Origin of the sequence: Caulobacter sp. SSI4214 (assembly GCF_012184455.1) — a bacterium.
Lineage (GTDB): Bacteria > Pseudomonadota > Alphaproteobacteria > Caulobacterales > Caulobacteraceae > Caulobacter > Caulobacter vibrioides_E.
Map to the genome: position 1 here is coordinate 1 of NZ_SZWJ01000086.1, position 18,323 is coordinate 18,323.

19 protein-coding genes are annotated in these 18,323 nt (G+C 68.2%); 9 read left to right on the top strand and 10 right to left on the bottom strand.

The window, feature by feature from the left end; genetic code table 11:
* Nucleotides 1–533: 533 nt before the first annotated feature.
* Nucleotides 534–761 (bottom strand): hypothetical protein, encoded by a 228-nt coding sequence (locus tag FCU40_RS18725; protein WP_168076991.1) that lies wholly within the window; start codon nt 759–761, stop codon nt 534–536.
* 204 nt (nt 762–965) lie between these two features.
* On the bottom strand, nt 966–1,352 hold the full coding sequence (locus FCU40_RS18730; protein WP_168076992.1) for a hypothetical protein: 387 nt from the start codon (nt 1,350–1,352) through the stop codon (nt 966–968).
* Nucleotides 1,353–1,546: 194 nt separating this feature from the next.
* Here FCU40_RS18730 and FCU40_RS18735 point away from each other — a divergent pair, with 194 nt between their 5' ends.
* Entirely contained in the window at nt 1,547–2,020 is a 474-nt protein-coding gene (locus tag FCU40_RS18735; RefSeq protein ID WP_035017555.1) for a chemotaxis protein CheW, read from the top strand.
* Between the two features lie 9 nt (nt 2,021–2,029).
* Here the strand turns inward: FCU40_RS18735 and FCU40_RS18740 are convergent, their stop codons facing one another.
* Nucleotides 2,030–2,686 carry an SdpI family protein gene (locus FCU40_RS18740; RefSeq protein WP_168076993.1) on the bottom strand — a complete coding sequence of 219 codons (657 nt, stop codon included), beginning with the start codon at nt 2,684–2,686 and terminating at the stop codon, nt 2,030–2,032.
* A complete protein-coding gene (locus tag FCU40_RS18745) occupies nt 2,661–2,975 on the bottom strand; it encodes a metalloregulator ArsR/SmtB family transcription factor (protein ID WP_004622047.1) in 315 nt (104 codons plus the stop codon). Before FCU40_RS18745 ends, FCU40_RS18740 begins: the two co-directional genes overlap by 26 nt.
* Nucleotides 2,976–3,109: 134 nt before the next feature.
* Between FCU40_RS18745 and FCU40_RS18750 the strand changes: the two genes are divergently transcribed.
* Together FCU40_RS18750 and FCU40_RS18755 are read left to right on the top strand one after the other, a co-directional pair.
* Nucleotides 3,110–4,210 (top strand): Zn-dependent alcohol dehydrogenase, encoded by a 1,101-nt coding sequence (locus FCU40_RS18750; protein ID WP_004622049.1) that lies wholly within the window; start codon nt 3,110–3,112, stop codon nt 4,208–4,210.
* Between the two features lie 128 nt (nt 4,211–4,338).
* A complete protein-coding gene (locus FCU40_RS18755; RefSeq protein ID WP_168076994.1) occupies nt 4,339–6,402 on the top strand; it encodes a phospholipase C, phosphocholine-specific in 2,064 nt (687 codons plus the stop codon).
* A gap of 162 nt (nt 6,403–6,564) precedes the next feature.
* On the opposite strand, the gene FCU40_RS18760 is transcribed toward FCU40_RS18755, so the two are convergent.
* The 6 genes from FCU40_RS18760 to FCU40_RS18785 all read right to left on the bottom strand — a co-directional run bounded on the left by FCU40_RS18760 (nt 6,565) and on the right by FCU40_RS18785 (nt 11,511).
* On the bottom strand, nt 6,565–7,029 hold the full coding sequence (locus tag FCU40_RS18760; RefSeq protein ID WP_168076995.1) for a PepSY domain-containing protein: 465 nt from the start codon (nt 7,027–7,029) through the stop codon (nt 6,565–6,567).
* A gap of 194 nt (nt 7,030–7,223) precedes the next feature.
* The gene (locus FCU40_RS18765; protein WP_168077013.1) at nt 7,224–8,603 is read right to left on the bottom strand and encodes a peptidoglycan DD-metalloendopeptidase family protein; all 1,380 of its coding nucleotides are present in this window, start codon (nt 8,601–8,603) and stop codon (nt 7,224–7,226) included.
* A 259-nt stretch (nt 8,604–8,862) separates the two neighbouring features.
* A complete protein-coding gene (gene ctrA / locus FCU40_RS18770) occupies nt 8,863–9,558 on the bottom strand; it encodes a cell cycle two-component system response regulator CtrA (RefSeq protein WP_004622056.1) in 696 nt (231 codons plus the stop codon).
* Nucleotides 9,559–10,037: 479 nt separating this feature from the next.
* Nucleotides 10,038–10,820, bottom strand: a complete 783-nt coding sequence (locus FCU40_RS18775; protein ID WP_168076997.1) for a LytTR family DNA-binding domain-containing protein — start codon at nt 10,818–10,820, stop codon at nt 10,038–10,040.
* Between the two features lie 41 nt (nt 10,821–10,861).
* A complete protein-coding gene (locus FCU40_RS18780) occupies nt 10,862–11,185 on the bottom strand; it encodes an addiction module antidote protein (protein ID WP_168076999.1) in 324 nt (107 codons plus the stop codon).
* Nucleotides 11,182–11,511, bottom strand: coding sequence for a type II toxin-antitoxin system RelE/ParE family toxin (locus tag FCU40_RS18785; protein ID WP_168077001.1), 330 nt, complete (start codon nt 11,509–11,511; stop codon nt 11,182–11,184). The genes FCU40_RS18780 and FCU40_RS18785 overlap by 4 nt, the downstream gene beginning before the upstream one ends.
* 211 nt (nt 11,512–11,722) lie before the next feature.
* On the opposite strand from FCU40_RS18785, the gene FCU40_RS18790 reads away from it, so the two are divergent.
* The 6 genes from FCU40_RS18790 to FCU40_RS23555 form a co-directional block, all read left to right on the top strand.
* The gene (locus FCU40_RS18790) at nt 11,723–12,727 is read left to right on the top strand and encodes a CocE/NonD family hydrolase (protein ID WP_168077003.1); all 1,005 of its coding nucleotides are present in this window, start codon (nt 11,723–11,725) and stop codon (nt 12,725–12,727) included.
* Between the two features lie 58 nt (nt 12,728–12,785).
* Entirely contained in the window at nt 12,786–14,120 is a 1,335-nt protein-coding gene (gene fliI, locus FCU40_RS18795) for a flagellar protein export ATPase FliI (RefSeq protein WP_168077005.1), read from the top strand.
* Entirely contained in the window at nt 14,120–14,539 is a 420-nt protein-coding gene (locus tag FCU40_RS18800; protein WP_168077007.1) for a flagellar export protein FliJ, read from the top strand. The genes fliI and FCU40_RS18800 overlap by 1 nt, the downstream gene beginning before the upstream one ends.
* Before the next feature lies 1 nt (nt 14,540).
* Entirely contained in the window at nt 14,541–15,611 is a 1,071-nt protein-coding gene (locus FCU40_RS18805) for an endo-1,4-beta-xylanase (RefSeq protein ID WP_004622070.1), read from the top strand.
* Nucleotides 15,612–15,661: 50 nt separating this feature from the next.
* Nucleotides 15,662–16,339, top strand: coding sequence for a class I SAM-dependent methyltransferase (locus tag FCU40_RS18810; RefSeq protein ID WP_168077009.1), 678 nt, complete (start codon nt 15,662–15,664; stop codon nt 16,337–16,339).
* 12 nt (nt 16,340–16,351) lie between these two features.
* On the top strand, nt 16,352–18,323 hold a 1,972-nt coding region (locus FCU40_RS23555), incomplete at its 3' end, for an ATP-binding protein (protein WP_168077011.1).

An 18,323-nucleotide genomic window follows, 5' to 3' on the forward strand; every position in this document is an offset into this window, starting at 1 on the left:
CCCGGCGCCGACCGCGCCGCCCCAGCCCCAGCCTCAGACCCAGGCGGCTCAGCCCGCGCCGATGACGCCATCGGCCTCTCAGACGCCCTACAATCACATGCCGCACTAGAGCGTGAGGCTGAAAGTGGGAACCGGTTTCAGCTTATCTCACGCTCTAAACATTTGATTTAGAGCCTTTTTGACGCCTGAAATCGATTCCGATTTCAGGCTAAAGGCTCTAAGGCGAGCCGCGACCGGCCAGTCTTCATAAGGCTCTAAATCAAACATTTAGAGCGTGATAACCGCCGAAACCGCTCACACTTTCGGCTATCACGCTCTAGGACGGCTTCAAGCGTCATCGGAGCCTCTCCGCCGGGAGTCTGGCGGAGAGGCTCCGCGGCGCGCCCGTCCGATCTGGGGACGGCCGACGGGCGGCGCGGCGTGTCCGGTCCTTTGTCGCCCGTGTCAAAATGACGCGCGGCGCGGGACGAAGGCCGGATGGCTCGTCTCGACTACGCCCTGTCGGCCGGCGCGGATGCGGCGCCCGCGAAAAATCAGAGCCCGCTATTGGCCATCCTGCGCAGACGCCGCGCCAGGTCCTGCGGCCGGTCGGCGATCTGGTCGAACAGGGCCTGCACCTCGGCCTCGCCGAAGCCGGCCGCGCGCAGGGTGCGCCAGGCGCCGGCCAGCACCGCCTCGGCGATGTCCAGCCGATCGTCGGTCAAGGCCAGGCCCGCGCCGAACGGGCTTTCGAAGATGCAGGCTCGCGCGTCGGGCGTCATGACTCCCCTCCTATGGGCGACGGAAATGTTGCTTTTTTGTTCTCATTCCGCGCGAGAGTCGAGTCCTAGTTTCGGCATGGCGTTGGGGCCAAGAAATAGCCCCCAGGATCGGGGCTGATCCTGGGGGCTGGGGCCCGGCGATCTCGGGGGCGGTGCGCCGGGCATCGGGCCGCCGGCTCACAACGGCGGCCAGATTTCAAAGACTTAGCGGCAGACGGTCCGCTCGTAATACGAGCCGTTCCAGCGGTCGTATTCGCGGGTCGTCCAGCAGTCGCGGTCGTAGTACGGACGCGGCGCGTAGCCGTAGCCATAATAGCCGTACCCGTAGTAGCGCGGCGGAGGGGGCGGCGGGGGCGGCGGCGCGTAGACGCGCTCGTAATAGCGATCGTGGTGACCGCTGTCGGCGATGGCCGCGCCGACCGCGAGGCCGACGATGCCGGCGGCGACCGCCGCCGCGGCGGTGTCGCCGTGCCCACGGTGACCATAGTAATAGCGCGGGTCGGCCGAAGCCGTGGTCGCCGCGGCGACCAGCGAAACGGCGGCGAGGCCGGCGGCGACCCGGCCGATCTTGTTCATCATCCTGTTGGCCATGACAGCCTCCTTGGGTCCTCGCTTCCTGGCGGCGCGGCGCGTCGTCTCAAGCGTGAGAACAACGATGAGCCTCGCTGCCTGAACGGCGCCTGAACGAAATCGTTCACCACGCGCGGGAACGGGTTTGTTCATCTTTTCTCGGAATGATGACCGCCAACGAAGACAGCACGCGCCTTCGCGCCATGGAGATCGCCATGTCCAGCACGTCCTACGCCCAGGGTCAGGCCCTCCAGGTCCTGTCGTTCGAGGTCGGCGCCCAGACCTATTGCGTGCCGGTGAGCGCGGTGCGCGAGATCCGGGGCGTCACCCCGCCGACCCCGCTGCCCGACGCGCCCGCCTATGTGCGCGGCGTCATCAATCTGCGCGGCCAGGTCATGCCGGTCATCGACCTGTCGTGGCGACTGGGCAAGGGCGCGGCCCAGGACGGCCCGCGCCAGGTGATCATCGTGGTCGAGAACCAGAGCGACGTCGCCGGCCTGCTGGTCGACGCGGTCTGCGACAGCTTCACCGTCGAGGCCGATCAGATCAACGCTCCGCCCAGCCTGGGCGATGGCGAGGACTCGCCGCTGGTCGCGGCCGTGATCACCTCGGGCGAGGGCGCGATGACGGTCCTGCTGGCCGTCAGCCGCATCCTGCCCGAGCGTCCGCCGGAAGCGATGGCGGCCTAACCGGACGCCTCAACGAATCCGGTCCGGATCGCCGCGCCAGACGCGCCAGCTTTCGAAGACCGCGATCGCGGCGACCGCCAGCGCGCCCAGGGTCACCGCCTGGAAGCCCGCCGGCTGCGGGGCGAACGGCATGGCCAGGCCGCCGGCCACCCCGCCCCAGAAGAACAGCCGTCCCGCCAAGCGGTTGGCCTTTTCCCAGGCCAGGGGACTGGAGAAGGTCCAGGGCGTCCTGACCCCGACCAGGGCGTTGGGGCTGGTCTTGCCCAGCAGCGCGCCGATGAAGGCCAGCACGGCGCTGATCGACAACATGCCCAGGCGCGGCCCCGGCTGGTCGTCCCAGCCCCAGGTCAGGCCGGCGGCCAGCAAGGCCACGAGGGACGTCACCCAGACCACCGCCGCCTGGCTGAAGCGCCGGCCGCGCAGCAGGTGGGCGTCCTCGTCCGGCCGACGTCCGAACAGCGCCGCCACGGCCGAGATCGCCGCCAGAAGCAGGACGACACCGGCCATCTCGGTGCGAGAGCCCCAGCGATTGACCTGACCGTCGAAGCCGAAATGCATCGGCAGAGGATGGGTCGGCCCCAGCCAGGCGATGGCCCCGGCCAGTCCGAACTGCCCCAGGATCAAGATCCACGACACCGCGTCAACGCGGCGGTTTTGACCGTTCATGGCCAAGGTCTCCGATCGACTCGCCCTTCGGGGTCGAGTCCACAAGGTCCAAAAGCAGGGCCAGCGCCTCTTCCAGCGCCGAGATGCGCAGCCGGTAGCGGATCGAGGTTCCGTCCCGCTCGGCGTCGACCAGGCCCGCGTCCTTCAGCGTGGTCAGGTGTCCGGTGATCGTCGGCCAGCTCATGTCGAAGGCCGCCGCGATCTCGCCCGACTGCATCGGGCGCTCGCGCAGCATCGCCACGATCTGGCGGCGCGCCGGATGGGACAGGGCTTTGAAGACGCCGTTCATAGGAAGGATTCTAATTAGGAATATTCCTAATTGAAAGAGGCGCCGCGCGAAAGTCCCAAACAAATGTTCGAACCACCCTTCCGCTGCCCCCCGGCCGAACGCTAGTGTCCCGCCAAACCAGAAGGGAGACGACGATGAAGGCCGCTGTTCTGCGCGAGGTGGGCAAGCCGCTCGAGATCGAGACCGTGGCCATCGGAACCCCCGGTCCGCGCGAGGTGCTGATCCGCACCAAGGCCGCCGGCGTCTGCCATTCCGACCTGCATTTCGTCGAGGGCTCCTACACCCACGCCCTGCCCGCCGTGCTGGGCCACGAGAGCGCCGGGATCGTCGAGGCAGTGGGCAGCGAGGTGCGCACGGTCAAGGTCGGCGACCACGTCATCACCTGCCTCAACCCCTATTGCGGCCACTGCGAGGTCTGCCTGACCGGGCACATGAACCTCTGCATCAGCCCCGAGACGCGCCGCGCCAAGGGCGACGCGCCGCGCCTGTTCAAGGAAGACCTGAACGGCGGAACCGGCCCGATGGCCCAGTTCCTGAACCTGTCGTCCTTCGCCGAAATGATGCTGGTGCACGAGCACGCCTGCGTGGCCATCCGCAAGGACATGCCGTTCGACCGCGCCGCCCTGATCGGCTGCTCGGTGATGACCGGCGTCGGCTCGGTCATGCACACCTCCAACGTCCGTCCGGGCGAGACCGTGGCCGTCATCGGTTGCGGCGGCGTGGGCTTGGCCACGATCAACGGCGCGGCGATCGCCGGGGCGGGCCGGATCATCGCCATCGACCGCGTGCCCTCCAAGCTGGCCCTGGCCAAGACCTTTGGCGCGACCGACGTGATCGACGCCTCGGCCGTCGACGACGTGGCCAAGGCCGTGGTCGAGCTGACCGCCGGCGGCGTGCACCACAGCTTCGAGGCCATCGGCCTCAAGGCCACGGCGGAAGCGGCCTTCAAGATGCTGCGCCGGGGCGGCACGGCCAATGTCATCGGCATGATCCCGGTCGGGACCAAGATCGAGCTGCACGGCGTCGACTTCCTGGGCGAGCGCCGGATCCAGGGCAGCTACATGGGTTCCAACCGCTTCCCGGTCGATATGCCGCGCCTGGTCGACTTCTACATGTCCGGCAAGCTGAAGCTGGACGAACTGATCTCGCGCCGGATCAAGCTGGAGGACGTCAACTCGGCCTTCGACGAGTTGAAGCGCGGCGAGCTGGCCCGCTCGGTGATCGTGTTCGACTGAGGGAAGGCCTTGCTTTCGCCTCGACCGCGCCGCCGTCATCGCTCGCGGCGCTCATTGGTCTAGTCCAGTTGTCACGGGACTGAAAAGCAAGCCGTGCTATTTCCGGCGGCGTTCACCGGAGTCCCGCCATGTCCCAGCTTGACCGCCGCAGCCTGCTCGCCGCGATCGGCGCGATGACCTTGCCGCCGGCCCTGGCCCGCGCGGCGGCGATCGACGCCGACGTCCGCGCCGGCACGCTGAACGACGTCGAACACGTGGTGATCCTCATGCAGGAGAACCGCGGCTTCGACCACTATTTCGGGACGCTGAACGGGGTGCGGGGCTTTGGCGACCGCTTCCCGATTCCGGTGCGCGACGCGCCTGGCCGCAAGGACGGCACGGTGTTCGTTCAGGCGTATGGCGACGGCAAGACCCTGGCGCCCTTCCCGCTGAACAGCGCCAAGACCTTCGCTCACATGCGGGTCGAGGGCACGCCGCACAGCTGGACCGACGCCCAGGACGCCTGGAACGAAGGCCGCATGGACCGCTGGCCCGACGCCAAGCATCCGTGGTCGATGGGCTATTTCCAGCGGGCCGACATTCCGTTCCAGTTCGCCCTGGCCGAGACCTTCACCCTCTGCGACGCCTATCACTGCGCCACCCAGACGGGGACCAACACCAACCGCCTGTTCCTGTGGACCGGGACCAACGATCCGGCCGGCCAGCACGGCGGCCCGTCGATCTCGAACTCGCACGACGATTTCCCGGACAAGGGCGGCGCGGCCGAGTCCTACACCTGGACCACCTATCCCGAGCGGCTGCTGAAGGCCGGCGTGTCCTGGCGGATCTACCAGGACATGGCCGACAACTTCACCGACAACCCGCTGGCGGGCTTCAAGGCCTATCGCGACGCGGTCAAGGACGTCCCCGGCTCGGACAAGCGCCTGAAGGACCTGGCCTTCACCACCTGGCACCTGGACAAGCTGCGCGAGGACGTGGTCGCCGGTCGCCTGCCCCAGGTGTCGTGGATCGTCGCGCCGTCGATCGACTCCGAGCATCCGGGCCCGTCCAGCCCGGCCCAGGGCGCCGACTACACCGCCCGGGTGATCGAGGCGCTGACCGCCGATCCCAAGGTCTGGGCGCGGACGGCGCTGCTGGTGATGTTCGACGAGAACGACGGCTTCTTCGATCATATGCCGCCGCCGTCGCCGCCGTCGCTGGGGCCGGACGGCAAGCCGCTGGGCGGCTCGACCGTCGACCTGGCCGGGATGCGGCACCTGGTGCGCAATCCGACCGAGGCCAAGGCCGAGCGCGACGACCTGATGGGCCGCCCCTACGGCCTGGGTCCGCGCGTGCCGCTGTACGTGATCTCGCCCTGGAGCCGGGGCGGCTGGGTCAACAGCCAGGTCTTCGACCACACCTCGGTGATCCGCTTCCTGGAGCAGCGGTTCGGGGTCATGGAGCCGAACATCGCGCCCTGGCGTCGGGCGGTCTGCGGCGACCTCACCTCCTGCTTCGACTTCAAGACGCCGAACGCCCGGCCCTTCCCTCCGCTGCCGGCCACGCGCGAGGCCGCCCAGCGGGCCCACGCCCTGCCCGGACGCACCCGGCCGCCCACCCCGGACGCGATCGTCGCGCCGGAACAGGCCCCGGGGACGCGGCCGTCGCGGGCCCTGCCCTACGCCCTGGCGGTCGAGCGGTCGCTGACGGGGAACGGCCTGACGTTCGAGAACCGCGGCGCCGTCGCGGCCGTATTCCACGTCTACGACAAGCTTCGCCTAGACGAGGTCCCGCGCCGCTTCACGGTCGGACCCGGCCAGAGCCTGGAGGGCTCCTGGCCCGCCGGCCCCTATGATCTGTGGGTGCTGGGTCCGAACGGCTTTCACCGCCGCTTCGCCGGCGAGCCGACGAGCAAGGTCGGCCTGTCCAGTCGCGCGGACGCCGGGAAGCTCCAGATGGCGCTGGTCTTCACCAACGCCGACAGCCAACGGCGTACGGTGGTGGTCGAGGCCAACGGACGCGCCGAGCGTTTGGTTCTCGCGCCCGGCGAGGTTCGTGAGACCCTCTGGGCGACGCAGCAGGGTTGGTACGATCTGACCGTGCGCCGCGACGACCACAAGACGTGGCTGCGCCGCCTGGCCGGCCGGATCGAGACCGGCAAGGACTCGATCAGCGATCCCCTGATGGGCGGGCCAGCGCGTCTGACTCTGTAAAGATCCTCCCCCGCGATGCGGGGGAGGTGGCCCAGAGGGCCGGAGGGGGCGAGAGCGTGAGGCTGAAAGTGGGAACCGGTCTCAGCTTATCTCACGCTCTAAACATTTGATTTAGAGCCCTTTTTGACGCCTGAAATCGATTCCGATTTCAGGCTAGAGGCTCTAGGTCAGAAGCGTCAGCAGCACTGGCAGCACGGCGCCGGCGATCAGCAGGCCCCAGGCGAGCTTGCGGTCGCGCCCATGGGCCAGGGCCATCCAGACGCCCAGCACCGTCGTGGCCGCCAGCGACAGGGCCACGACCAGGAACAGCGCCTTCAGCAGCGGGACGCCGATCTTCGGCTCGGCCTTCTTATGCTCGCGCTGGCCGGCGTCGGCGTTCTGGGCCTTGGCCGGCTTGGCGCGCTTGGGCTTCAGCGTGAAGACCTGATCCTTGTGCAACATGCCCAGCCGCTCGATCACGGCCGGCGGCCTGTAGTCGCCGCGCGACTCGTGCAGGCCGTAAAGTTGAACCGCGCCGGTCAGGGCGAAGAACAGGATGCTGGGCGCGGCGAAGACGCCCAGCCAGGTGTGGATGCGCCGGATCAGCGCCAGGCGAAGGGCGGGATGCATTCGAGCGGGCTTGTTCATCGCGGGGCCTTCGATCCTGTCGGCTTGGAGCCTGTCCGTTTCAAATGACCGCGATCGAAACGGAAAACCATGTCCTAAATCAAATGCTTAGAACACCACACCGTTTAGACGTCCGACTGTTGCGATCTCGAACGCAAGCTTAACCTTGGGCGGGGATTCCCGGTGCCCTTTTTTGTCGGTTCCGCCGATCCCGCTCAGCGCAGCTTGCTCTTGGCCTTTTGGAGGTCGGCCATGGCCAGTTTGGGCGTCTCATCGCCGCTGACGGGCGAGCCGCCATCGGCGAGCAGGCGATCGATCCGGGCCTTCTGGCTCTTGAAGGCCGCCAGTTCCGAACCGCCCAGCACTGTGCCCTGCGGGACCTTGGCGCCGATCGGATTGACCCGCTCGCCGTTCCGCCAGATCTCGTAGTGCAGGTGCGGCCCCGTGGCCAAGCCCGTGGCTCCGACATAGGCCACCACCTGGCCCTGGCGGACATGGACGCCCGGCCGGATGCCCGGAGCGTAGCGCGAGATATGGCCGTAGCCGGTGTCCCACTGGCCCGAATGGCGGATGCGCAGCCAGTTGCCATAGCCCGCCCAACGGCGCGCCTCCAGCACCACCCCATCGCCGGCCGCCAGGATCGGCGTGCCGGTTCCGGCGCCGAAATCGACGCCCTGGTGAGCCCGCGTGTAGCCCAGCACCGGGTGCTTGCGCAGGCCGAAGGTCGAGGTGATCCGCGCGCCGTCCACCGGGGTGCGCAGCAGAAAGCCCTTGATGTTCTTACCCAGCTCGTCGAAGAACTGCGGCTTGCCGTCCTCCCCCTTGCGGTCGAAGGCATAGAACTTCTGGCCCTTGACCTCGGCGTATTCCAGATCGCCCGCCTCGATGGTGCGGCCGCTCTCGGTGACCTTGCGGTCGAAGACCAGGCAGAACTTGTCGCCCTCGTGGATGTCGCGCGAGAAGTCGATCTTGTGCGAGAACAGCTTGGCCGCCTCGCTGATCACCGCCGGCGTGCCGCCGACATTGGCGACGCTCTCGTAGAACGAGCCGGCCATCTCGCCGCAAGCGACCTTCGTCTCGTCCTTGACCTTTTCCTCCAGCGCGCGAAGGCGCAGAGCGCCGTCGAAGGTCCGCGAGACGGTCAGTGTGGAGCTGGGGCTGGTCCGCATCGACAGACCGATCAGCCGGGCCGGCCCCCGCTGGCTGCGCCGCTGGGCGATGGCGGCCTCGAAGGCCATGCCGGCCTTGATGTTGACGGTGTCGATGACGCCCTGCAGCGCGGCGACCACCTGCCGGGCCTCCTCGGGCGCGACGCCGGTGCGCAGCATCGCGCCTTGCAGGGTCTCGCCCGGACGGACCTTGACCTCGACATTCTCCGGGCGCTGGAAACCGGGCTGAGCCTCCGCGCCCGCGAAGGCGACGTGCTGCAGGGCGGTCAAAGCGGCCGGATCCAGCGGCGCCGTCTGGACGGCCGACGGCTTGGCGTCGTCAGCGGTCAGTTTCCAGCCGAGGCCCAGGGCCATCAGGCCGGCGACGGCGGTGAAAACCCGCGGCGCCCAGCGCGTCGCGCCGCGTCGTGGATCGAATTCCTGCATCGGGTCCCCGTCGGTGTCGATGCCGTTCACGTCAAAACGATACGGCTGAGAGCCCCCCAGCAATCGTCGGGCCGGACCATGCGTCAGTCGCCTTCCCGGCGGCAAGGACTATTCGGCGCTTCGGCCGTTTTGTCACGGCATGGTTAACGCCTTTTAGGGGATCAAGCGGAACCATCTGGCCGACAAAAAGAAAACGCCCACCGCGGGGGTGGGCGTTTCTGGGTACGCTGACGATTACGCTTACTGAAATCCGCGGAGGTCAGGCGGCGTTGATCGCCTCGTTCGGGTCGCGCAGCACATAGCCGCGGCCCCAGACCGTCTCGATGTGGTGCTTGCCGTGCGCCGAGGCGGCCAGCTTCTTGCGCAGCTTGCAGATGAAGACGTCGATAATCTTCAGTTCCGGTTCGTCCATGCCGCCGTACAGGTGGTTCAGGAACATTTCCTTGGTCAGGGTGGTGCCCTTGCGCAGCGAGAGCAGCTCCAGCATCTGATATTCCTTGCCGGTCAGGTGAACGCGGTTGCCGTTCACTTCCACCGTCTTGGCGTCCAGATTGACCACGATGTCGCCGGTCTTGATCACCGACTGGGCGTGACCCTTCGAGCGACGGACCACCGCGTGGATGCGGGCGATCATTTCGTCCTTGTGGAAGGGCTTGGTCATGTAGTCGTCGGCGCCGCCGGCGAAGGTCTTGACCTTCGTATCGATTTCCGACGAACCCGACAGGATCATGATCGGCGTGTTGATCTTCGCGACCCGCAGGGTGCGCAGAACATCGATGCCGCTCATGTCGGGCAGATTGAGGTCGAGCAGGATGAGGTCGTAGTCGTAGATCTTGCCCAGATCGACGCCTTCCTCACCAAGATCCGTCGTATAGACGTTGAAGCCTTCAGACTTCAGCATCAGTTCGATGGTCTGCGCTGTCGCGCTGTCATCCTCGATCAACAGTACGCGCATGAGCCCCTCCACGCCAAAACTGGCGCATTCGAACGTCTTAGGCGGAACGCCGCCGGTGAAACCCTTCGACCATTGTGCCGGAGAGTTAATTTAAGACTGGTTAATGGTGAATGTTTCCCGTTGCCGAGATGGTTAATCTGATTTGCGAATCGGGTGCAAGCCACCTCCGGAGGCCCGGACACATTGGTCGCAGGCGTCGCGGGCGACCTTTCCAAGGCCCTAATTCGCGCCCCGGAATCCCTAAGATCCGAGGCCCCGCAACGCCTCGAACGGCGTTACGACGTTAAGGTCGGGGGCGGGCGCCTGTCGTCCGCGCGGCGAGATCGCGACGTTCCGTCGCTAGAGCGTGAGGCTGAAAGTGGGAACCGGTTTCAGCTTATCTCACGCTCTAAACATCTGATTTAGAGCCTTTTTGACGCCTGAAATCGATTCCGATTTCAGGCTAAAGGCTCTAGGCGTTCGAAAGGATGGGCCGCCGCTCAGGCGGCGGTCTCCTCGGCCAGCCAGCCGGCGGCGCGAAGCTTGGCCACGGAGGCCCGGCTGACCGGCGCGGTCTCGCCATCGACCAGCTTCAGACGCAGATTGCGCCCGTCGCGCTCGACCCCGACGATCGCCCGCCGGGCCACCCACCACGAGCGATGGGTCCGCAAGCCCTCGACGCCGCCCAGCCCCGCCGTCACCCGCGCCAGGGGCCCCATCTCCAGGCGCGAGCCGTGCTCGGTGCGGATCCGGACATAGTGGTCCTCCATCCTCAGATAGAGCACCGCGCCGGGGTCGGCGGCGGGAAGCGGCGCGTCGACCGGGGCCAGCCCCTCGGGCGCGGACGGTCGGGCGGCGTGGCGCACGCGGATGAAGTAATAGGCCAGCACGATCGGCGTCGAGATCGCCACGCACTGGCCGTACCATTCCAGCGGCGGCACGGCGCGGGCGATTCCCGGCCAAAGGGCGATGGCCACCACGCGCAGCGGCGCGCCCTGGATGACGCTGCCGACCAGGATGATCGGCGGCAGCGCCGCCCACTCCGGAACGCCCAGCCGGCGCGCGGCCGCCCCGCCCACGCGGGCCAGGCAGCCGAACAGGATCATCCCGCAGGTGATGCTGCCGACCCAGTAGGGAATCCGCACGCCCGCGCCGCCGTTGAAGAAGTTGCCAAACGGCCCCATCAGGCCCAGCAACACCCCGATCGCCACGCCCACGGCCAGATCGATCGCCCATTCGCGAACGGTTCCCAGGATCGGCGCTTTGGGAGCGGTGGCGGCCATGCGGTCAGGTATAGAGCGACGCCGAACGGAGTCGCCAGTCGTCAGGCGGCGTTCTCGGCGTCGACGCCATCATCCGCCTCGGTCGCTTTGGCGACGGTCAGCCTGAGGCCCAACGCCTGGATCACGCGCAGAACGGTGTCGAACCGCGGCAAGGCGCCGTCCTTGAGCGCCTTGTAAAGGCTCTCACGCCCCAGCCCGGCCTTCTCGGCGACGTCGGCCATGCCCTTCGCGCGGGCGACGGCGCCTAGGGCGTCAAGCACGACGCCGGGGTGTCCACTTTCCAGGGCATCGGCCAGGAAGATGACGAAGTCGTCGTCGTCCTTGAGATAGTCCGCCGGATCGAAGGGCGTCGCCTTTAGCGTCATGGTTCTTCCTCTCCGCGAAGGTCGAGCGCGCCCGCCTGGAAAGCCCGCGCCATCACCTTGGCCCTTTGGATATCCGCGGCCTGGGTGTCCTTGTCGCCCCCGCAGAGCAGGACGACGAGGATATCGCCTCGCCTTACGAAATAGACGCGATAGCCCGGGCCGACATGGATGCGGAGCTCCCAAACACCTTCGCCGACGGGCCTGACATCACCGAACTGGCCATATCGCAACCGCAAGAGACGGGCGTCGATCACGGCGCGGCCAGCCCTGTCGCGCAGTGATGAGAGCCACGTCGCGAAGACGTCCGTCTTGAAAACTTCGATCATGAAAGTATCCAATCAGATACAAACAAGCAAGCAGGATCGCCCTCAGGATTGGAACATAACAGGAACTCAACTTTCGCGACAATCCGCCGGTCGCCCAATCCCATTCGCCCGTCCGCGAACCCGTTCGCCCATTCGCGCAGGAGCGCTGGCGGCGCGGGGTTCGCGGCGTCAGACGGGGTCATCGCCTCCACCTAGGGACCGCTCGAAAGCCATGTCGCTCCAAGCTCTGCTCGCCGTCGTCGTTTCGACCGCCGCCGCGTCCACGATGTTCCTCGCCTCGCCCGCCCAGGCCTCCAACGCCGGCTTCATGCTGCTGCGCGAGCCCCGCCCCGACGGGCCGCCGGTCGAGGTCGGGGTCTGGTATCCCACCGACGCCGCGCCCGCCCGCATGGTTCTGGGCAGCTGGAGCCAGACCGTCGCCGCCGGCGCGCCGGCGGTCGGCGAGCATCTGCCGCTGATCGTCATGTCGCATGGCAATGGCGGCTTCTTCGGCGGCCATGCCGACACCGCCCAGGCCCTGGCCGAGCACGGTTTCATCGTCGCCGCCCTCACCCACCCCGGCGACAACTACAAGGACCAGAGCCGCGCCACCGCCATGGCCGACCGCCCGGCGGCGCTGTCGGCCCTGATCGGCTGGATGCTGGACGCCTCGCCGCTGAAGGCCCGGATCGATCCGGACAAGGTCGGCGCGTTCGGCTTCTCGTCGGGCGGCTTCACGGTGCTGACGGCGGCCGGCGGCGAGCCGCGCCTCGAGCGCATGCGGGCGCACTGCAAGGCGCACCCGGACAATTACGACTGCAAGCTGACCGCCGACCACGCGCCGCCGACGAACATCTTCGACGCCGCGTGGGTTCACGATCCGCGCATCAAGGCCGTGGTCTCGGCCGCGCCCGCCCTGGGCTTCGCCTTCGGCAAGGACGGTCTGAAGGGGATCACCGCGCCGCTTCAACTGTGGAAGGCCGCCGACGACCAGATCCTGCCGGGAGACGAATACGCCGAGGCCGTGCATCGCGACCTCTCGCGTCCGCACGAGTATCACGTCGTCCCGGGCGCGGGGCATTTCGACTTCCTGACGCCCTGCGACACCACGCCGCCCGGCGCGACGCAGCCCATCTGCCAGAGCGCCCCGGGCTTCGACCGCCGGGCGTTTCACCAGGATTTCAACGCCCAGGTGACCCGGTTCTTCACCGAGCAATTGGCCGCGCCGAAGCGCTGAGTTCACACCCGATTAACCACGATGGCCGAGTCTGCGCGGACTGTTTTCCGGAGCCGTCTTGCGTAGCCTCATCGCCGCCGTCGAACGTATCGATCCGCTGGTCGTCTCGGGCCGGGTGGCCGCCGTCAACGGCCTGCTGATCGAGGCCCGGGGCGGCCTGACCCGCTTGGCGGTCGGCGCTCGGGTCGAGATCGACCGTTTCGGCCAGAAGCCGCTGCCCGCCGAGGTCGTCGGTTTCCGCGAGACCCGCGCCCTGCTGATGCCGTTCGGCCCCGTCGAGGGCGTCGCCCCCGGCGCGGAGATCCGCATCGTGCCGGAAGGCGCGGTCGTTCGCCCGACCAAGGCGTGGCTGGGCCGCATCATCAACGCTTTCGGCGAGCCGATCGACGGCCTGGGGCCGCTCCCGCAGGGCGAGGTCCCCTATCCGCTGAAGACCGCCCCGCCGCCCGCCCACGCGCGCGGCCGGGTGGGCGAGCGCCTGGATCTGGGCGTGCGCTCGATGAACGTCTTCACCACCACCTGTCGGGGCCAACGCCTGGGCATCTTCGCCGGCTCGGGCGTCGGCAAGTCGGTGCTGCTGTCGATGCTGGCCAAGGAGGCGACCTGCGACGCCGTCGTCGTGGGCCTGATCGGCGAGCGGGGCCGCGAGGTCCGCGAATTCGTCGAGGAGACCCTGGGCGAGGAAGGCCTGCGCCGCGCCGTCGTCGTGGTCGCCACCTCGGACGAGCCGGCCCTGACCCGCCGCCAGGCCGCCTACATGACCCTGGCGATCAGCGAGTATCTGCGCGACCAGGACCAGGAAGTCCTGTGCCTGATGGACTCGGTGACCCGCTTCGCCATGGCCCAGCGCGAGATCGGCCTGGCCGCCGGCGAGCCGCCGACCACCAAGGGCTACACGCCGACCGTCTTCACCGAGCTGCCCAAGCTCTTGGAGCGCGCCGGTCCCGGCCCTGTCCGCGCCGACGGCACCACCGCCGCGCCGATCACCGCCCTGTTCACGGTGCTGGTCGACGGCGACGACCACAACGAGCCGATCGCCGACGCCACGCGCGGTATCCTCGACGGCCACATCGTCATGGAGCGCGCCATCGCCGAGCGCGGCCGCTTCCCGGCGATCAACGTCCTGAAGTCCATCAGCCGGACCATGCCGGGCTGCCAGCACCCGCACGAGCGCGACATCGTCAAGGGCGCGCGCCAGGTGATGGCCGCCTACGCCAACATGGAAGAACTGATCCGCATCGGGGCCTATCGCGCCGGAGCCGACCCGACGGTCGACCGCGCGATCCGCCTGAACCCCGCCATCGAGGCCTTCCTCAGCCAGGATAAGGAAGAAGCAACCTCTCTGGACGACTCTTTCGACATGTTGGGGCAGATCCTGGCGAGTGAGTACTGATGACCAAGTGGGCCGCCTCGCTGATCCGCATCTCGAACCACGAGGTCGAGACCCTGCAAAAGCGCCTCGCCGAGATCGTCGAGCGCCGCGCCGCCGCCGAGCTGCGCATCGCCATGCTGGACGCCGAGGCCGAGGCCGAGAGCAAGCACGCCGAGGGCGACGCCAGCGCCGGCTGGTACATGATCGGCTATCGCGAGGGCTATAAGCGCCGCCGCGCCGACATGCTGGTCCAGATCGAGCAGTGCCAGCAGGAAGAGGCCGGCGCCCGCGACGCCCTGTCCGAGGCCTTCGAGAACCTGAAGAAGTACGAGCACGTCGCCGAGCAGGCCAAGATCCTGGCGGCCAAGAAGCAAGGCGCCTTCGAGGCCGCCCAGATGGACGAGCTGAGCATCCGCCGCGCCGCCATGGCCGGGCGGTGACATGCGACGGCTGACGCGCCGCTCGGCCATCGCCACGGCGCTCGCCCTGTCCGCCTGCGGGCGCGAGGCGGCCAGCCAACCCGCCTATCCGCCGATCACCGACACCCCGCTGAAGTCGATCGCCTCGACGCCGGTCGGGGCCTGCGTCCAGCACGCCTTCCTGCAAGACCCGGCCTATGCCGAGCTCTTCGCCCGTCACTATTCCCAGCTCACCCCCGAGTGGGAAATGAAGATGGAGTACATCCTCCAGGACGACGGAAGCTTCCGCTTCGATCGGCCCGACGCCATCGCAGACTTCGCGCGGCGACACGGGATCCGGCTCTATGGCACGACGCTGGTCTGGTATGATCAGGCCATGCCAGCCTTCCTGAGGCTGGACGGCCAGGGCAAGGCCTTCGCCAACGCCTATCGCAACTACATCCTGGCGGTCGCCGGCCGCTATCGCGGCCAGGCCGTGGGTTGGGACGTGGTCAACGAGACAGTGGCCGACAACGGAGTGGATCTTCGCGCGTCGATCTGGACCCGCAATCTGGGCGTCGACGCGCACATGATCCTGGCCTTCCATCACGCCCGCGAAGCCGATCCCGAGGCGACGCTGTTCATCAACGACTACCATCTCGAGAACAATCCGACCAAGCGCGCCACCTTTCTGCGCACGGTCGAGCGCCTGCTGAAGGCCGGAGCCCCGATCGGCGGCATCGGCACGCAGAGCCACCTGGATCTCGACGTCACCCGCCCGGGCCTGTGCCGCGCGGCGATCCGCGAGCTGGCCGGTTTCGGCCTGCCGATCCATGTCTCCGAGCTGGACATCTCGCTGGGCGACAAGCCGGACTTCGCCCGCCTGCCCGAGCTCCTGAAACGCCAGGCCGACCTGACCCGCGAACTGGCCGGGGCCTATATGGATCTGCCGGCTCGCCAGCGCTTCGCCTTCACGGTCTGGGGCCTGCGCGACAGCGACACGTGGCTGCATGGTCCATCGGGCCAGCGCCCCAGCGACCAGCCGCTACCTTTTGACGCGGCCGGGCGGCCCAAGCCCATGTTCCAGGCGCTGGCGGAGACCCTGTCGGCCTGAAACGCCGCCGGCTTCACCAAATCTCAAACCGCGCGCGTCAGCATGGCGGCATGAAACTGATCCACGCCCTTCAGGACATGGACAGCGAGAACTCGCTGTCGGCGCGCTTCCGTCGCGCGCGGGCCGCGCACGTCGTCGCCCTGATCCAGAAGACCTTCGCCGAGCGCGGCCAAGTCCGCATCGCCGACCTGGGGGGCGAGCCGACCTACTGGAACATCCTGTTCGACCGGGCCTTTCTCGAGGCGAACAGGGTCCATATCAGCCTGTTCAATCCGCAGCCGTTCACGGTGGACGATCCGCTGTTCACGGCCGCCGTCGGCGACGCCTGCGACATGCGCGAGCACGCCGACCAGAGCTTCGACCTGGTCCACTCCAATTCGGTGATCGAGCACGTGGGCGACTGGACGCGAATGGAGGCCTTCGCCCGCGAGTGCCGCCGCCTGGCGCCGCGCTACTATGTCCAGACGCCGTATTTCTGGTTCCCGATCGAGCCGCACTTTTCCAGCCCGTTCTTCCACTGGCGCTCGGAGCAGACCCGGGCGCGCCTGCTGATGAAGCGGCCGCATGGCTTCTCCGAGAAGGCGCCCGACATCGGCGCGGCGATGCGCGACGTCCAGCACGCCCGGCTGCTGGACAAGGCCCAGTTCAAATTTCTGTACCCAGACGCCCGTCACATCGGCGAGACCTTCGTCGGCCTGACCAAGTCGCTGATCGCGATCCGCGATTAGGGCGACGGCGTGATGGAAGACACCGCACGACGCGACGACCGGCAGGGCGCTTTCAGGGCCGCCGCCCTCGTCTGCGCCTATGCGATGGGACTGGCCTACAGCCTCTTCCTGGCCGGGGCGACGCACAATCTCCCCACCATCTGGACCGCCAACGCGGTGGCCATCGCCGCCTTCGTGGTGCTGAACCGCCGCGATGTCCTGACCTTCGTGATCGCGACCAGCGTGCTGCACGCGATCCTGGAAAAGATGACCGGCGCCTCCGTGCGCTTCGTCGCCATGGTCACGGTGCTGGACACGCTTCAGGCCGCCGGCGCCGCCGTCGCCATGCGCGCTCTACGCGTGCCGCCTCGCGTGCGCGATCCCCGCAGCCTGTTCATGATCATCATCGTCGCCTGCGCCGCCACGGCGATCGGCGCCGTTCTGGTCAACGGCCTGATCGCCGTCAGCTACGGCCATTCGTTCTTCCGCCGCTGGGCGGACTGGACCACGTCCAACGTCCTGGGCGTCGCGCTGATCCTGCCCGCGGCCCTGATCCTGATGGATCACCGGCATCGAGAAGGCTTCCATGTAAAACCCCTGGAGGCCGGCGTCACCCTGCTGTCGGTCATCGCCACCTTGTCCTGGGTGTTCTTCAACGACGCGACTCTGCAGGTGCTGCTGTTCGCCCCGGCCCTGCTGGCCGCGTTCCGGGGCGGGCCGCGCGCCGTGGCCGTGGTGGTCACCACCTCGCTGGCCGTGGCCATCCCCGCCGTGCTGCAGCGGACCGGACTGGACATCAAGGTGGCGCTGTCGCCCCTGCGCCAGGCGTTGATTTTCCACATGGTGCTCTACGCCGTCAGTTTCGTGGCCGCCCTGGCCCTCAGCCGCCAGGCGCGTCTGCAGGCCCTGCTGGTCCGCCGCCAGGCCGCGGCCCGGGCCGCCCAGGCCCGAGCCCTGGCCGCCAACCAGGCCAAGTCCGACTTCCTGGCCACCATCAGCCACGAGATCCGCACGCCGCTGAACAGCATCCTCGGCTTCGCCGCCCTGGTGGCCGAGGACCCCAGCCTGTCGCCCGAGAACCGCCGTCGCCTCGACCTGGTCGATAGCGCCGGCCGCTCGCTGACCCAGATCGTCGGCGACCTGCTGGACTTCGCCAAGGTCGAGGCCGGACGCCTGGAACTGGATCCGACTCCCTGCTCGCCGGCCGCCCTGCTGCGCGACTCCGTGGCCATCATCGCCCCGGAGGCGATCGCCAAGGGCCTGACCCTGAACACGGAGATCGAGACGGTCGGCGAGGGCGACGCCGACGCCTTGCACGCGCTCGACGACACCCGTCTGCGCCAGGTTCTGCTGAACCTGCTGGCCAACGCCCTGAAGTTCACCGCGCAGGGCAGCGTCACCGCCCGCCTGACCCTGGGGCCGGGCGCGGAAGACCTGGGCTTCGAGGTCATCGACACCGGCATCGGCATCGCGCCCGAGGTCCAGGCCCGCCTGTTCCAGCGCTTCAGCCAGGGCGACAGCTCGATCCGGCGCGGCTATGGCGGCACGGGCCTGGGCCTGGCGATCAGCAAGGCGCTGGTCAGCCGCATGGGCGGCGAGATCGGGGTCGAGAGCCAGCTGGGTCAAGGCGCGCGGTTCTGGGTTCGCCTGACCGCCCAGCGCTGCGACGCCGCCTGCGTGGCGGCCAACGGCTGCGCGCCGGCTCCGCGCGAGGCCGTCGCGACGCCCGACCGCGCGGCCCGGGTGCTGCTGGTCGACGACCATCCGATGAACCGCGAACTGGGCAAGGCGCTGCTGACCCTGGTCGGCTGCGAGGTCGACACGGCCGAGGACGGCGCCGAGGCGGTGGAAGCCGTCCGCGCCGGCGACTTCGACCTGGTTCTGATGGACGTGCACATGCCGGTCATGGACGGCCTGGCCGCCGCCCGCGCCATCCGCGCCCTTTCGGGTCGGCCCGCGAGCGTTCCGATCATCGCGCTCAGCGCCGACGTCCTGCCCGAGCAGG

Excerpts from the sequence above, each read along its gene's own strand:
- FCU40_RS18725 (WP_168076991.1), bottom strand. The coding sequence starts at position 761 with ATGACGCCCGACGCGCGAGCCTGCATCTTCGAAAGCCCGTTCGGCGCG.
- FCU40_RS18730 (WP_168076992.1), bottom strand. The coding sequence starts at position 1,352 with ATGGCCAACAGGATGATGAACAAGATCGGCCGGGTCGCCGCCGGCCTC.
- FCU40_RS18735 (WP_035017555.1), top strand. The coding sequence starts at position 1,547 with ATGTCCAGCACGTCCTACGCCCAGGGTCAGGCCCTCCAGGTCCTGTCG.
- FCU40_RS18740 (WP_168076993.1), bottom strand. The coding sequence starts at position 2,686 with ATGAACGGTCAAAACCGCCGCGTTGACGCGGTGTCGTGGATCTTGATC.
- FCU40_RS18745 (WP_004622047.1), bottom strand. The coding sequence starts at position 2,975 with ATGAACGGCGTCTTCAAAGCCCTGTCCCATCCGGCGCGCCGCCAGATC.
- FCU40_RS18750 (WP_004622049.1), top strand. The coding sequence starts at position 3,110 with ATGAAGGCCGCTGTTCTGCGCGAGGTGGGCAAGCCGCTCGAGATCGAG.
- FCU40_RS18755 (WP_168076994.1), top strand. The coding sequence starts at position 4,339 with ATGTCCCAGCTTGACCGCCGCAGCCTGCTCGCCGCGATCGGCGCGATG.
- FCU40_RS18760 (WP_168076995.1), bottom strand. The coding sequence starts at position 7,029 with ATGAACAAGCCCGCTCGAATGCATCCCGCCCTTCGCCTGGCGCTGATC.
- FCU40_RS18765 (WP_168077013.1), bottom strand. The coding sequence starts at position 8,603 with ATGCAGGAATTCGATCCACGACGCGGCGCGACGCGCTGGGCGCCGCGG.
- ctrA (WP_004622056.1), bottom strand. The coding sequence starts at position 9,558 with ATGCGCGTACTGTTGATCGAGGATGACAGCGCGACAGCGCAGACCATC.
- FCU40_RS18775 (WP_168076997.1), bottom strand. The coding sequence starts at position 10,820 with ATGGCCGCCACCGCTCCCAAAGCGCCGATCCTGGGAACCGTTCGCGAA.
- FCU40_RS18780 (WP_168076999.1), bottom strand. The coding sequence starts at position 11,185 with ATGACGCTAAAGGCGACGCCCTTCGATCCGGCGGACTATCTCAAGGAC.
- FCU40_RS18785 (WP_168077001.1), bottom strand. The coding sequence starts at position 11,511 with ATGATCGAAGTTTTCAAGACGGACGTCTTCGCGACGTGGCTCTCATCA.
- FCU40_RS18790 (WP_168077003.1), top strand. The coding sequence starts at position 11,723 with ATGTCGCTCCAAGCTCTGCTCGCCGTCGTCGTTTCGACCGCCGCCGCG.
- FCU40_RS18800 (WP_168077007.1), top strand. The coding sequence starts at position 14,120 with ATGACCAAGTGGGCCGCCTCGCTGATCCGCATCTCGAACCACGAGGTC.
- FCU40_RS18805 (WP_004622070.1), top strand. The coding sequence starts at position 14,541 with ATGCGACGGCTGACGCGCCGCTCGGCCATCGCCACGGCGCTCGCCCTG.
- FCU40_RS18810 (WP_168077009.1), top strand. The coding sequence starts at position 15,662 with ATGAAACTGATCCACGCCCTTCAGGACATGGACAGCGAGAACTCGCTG.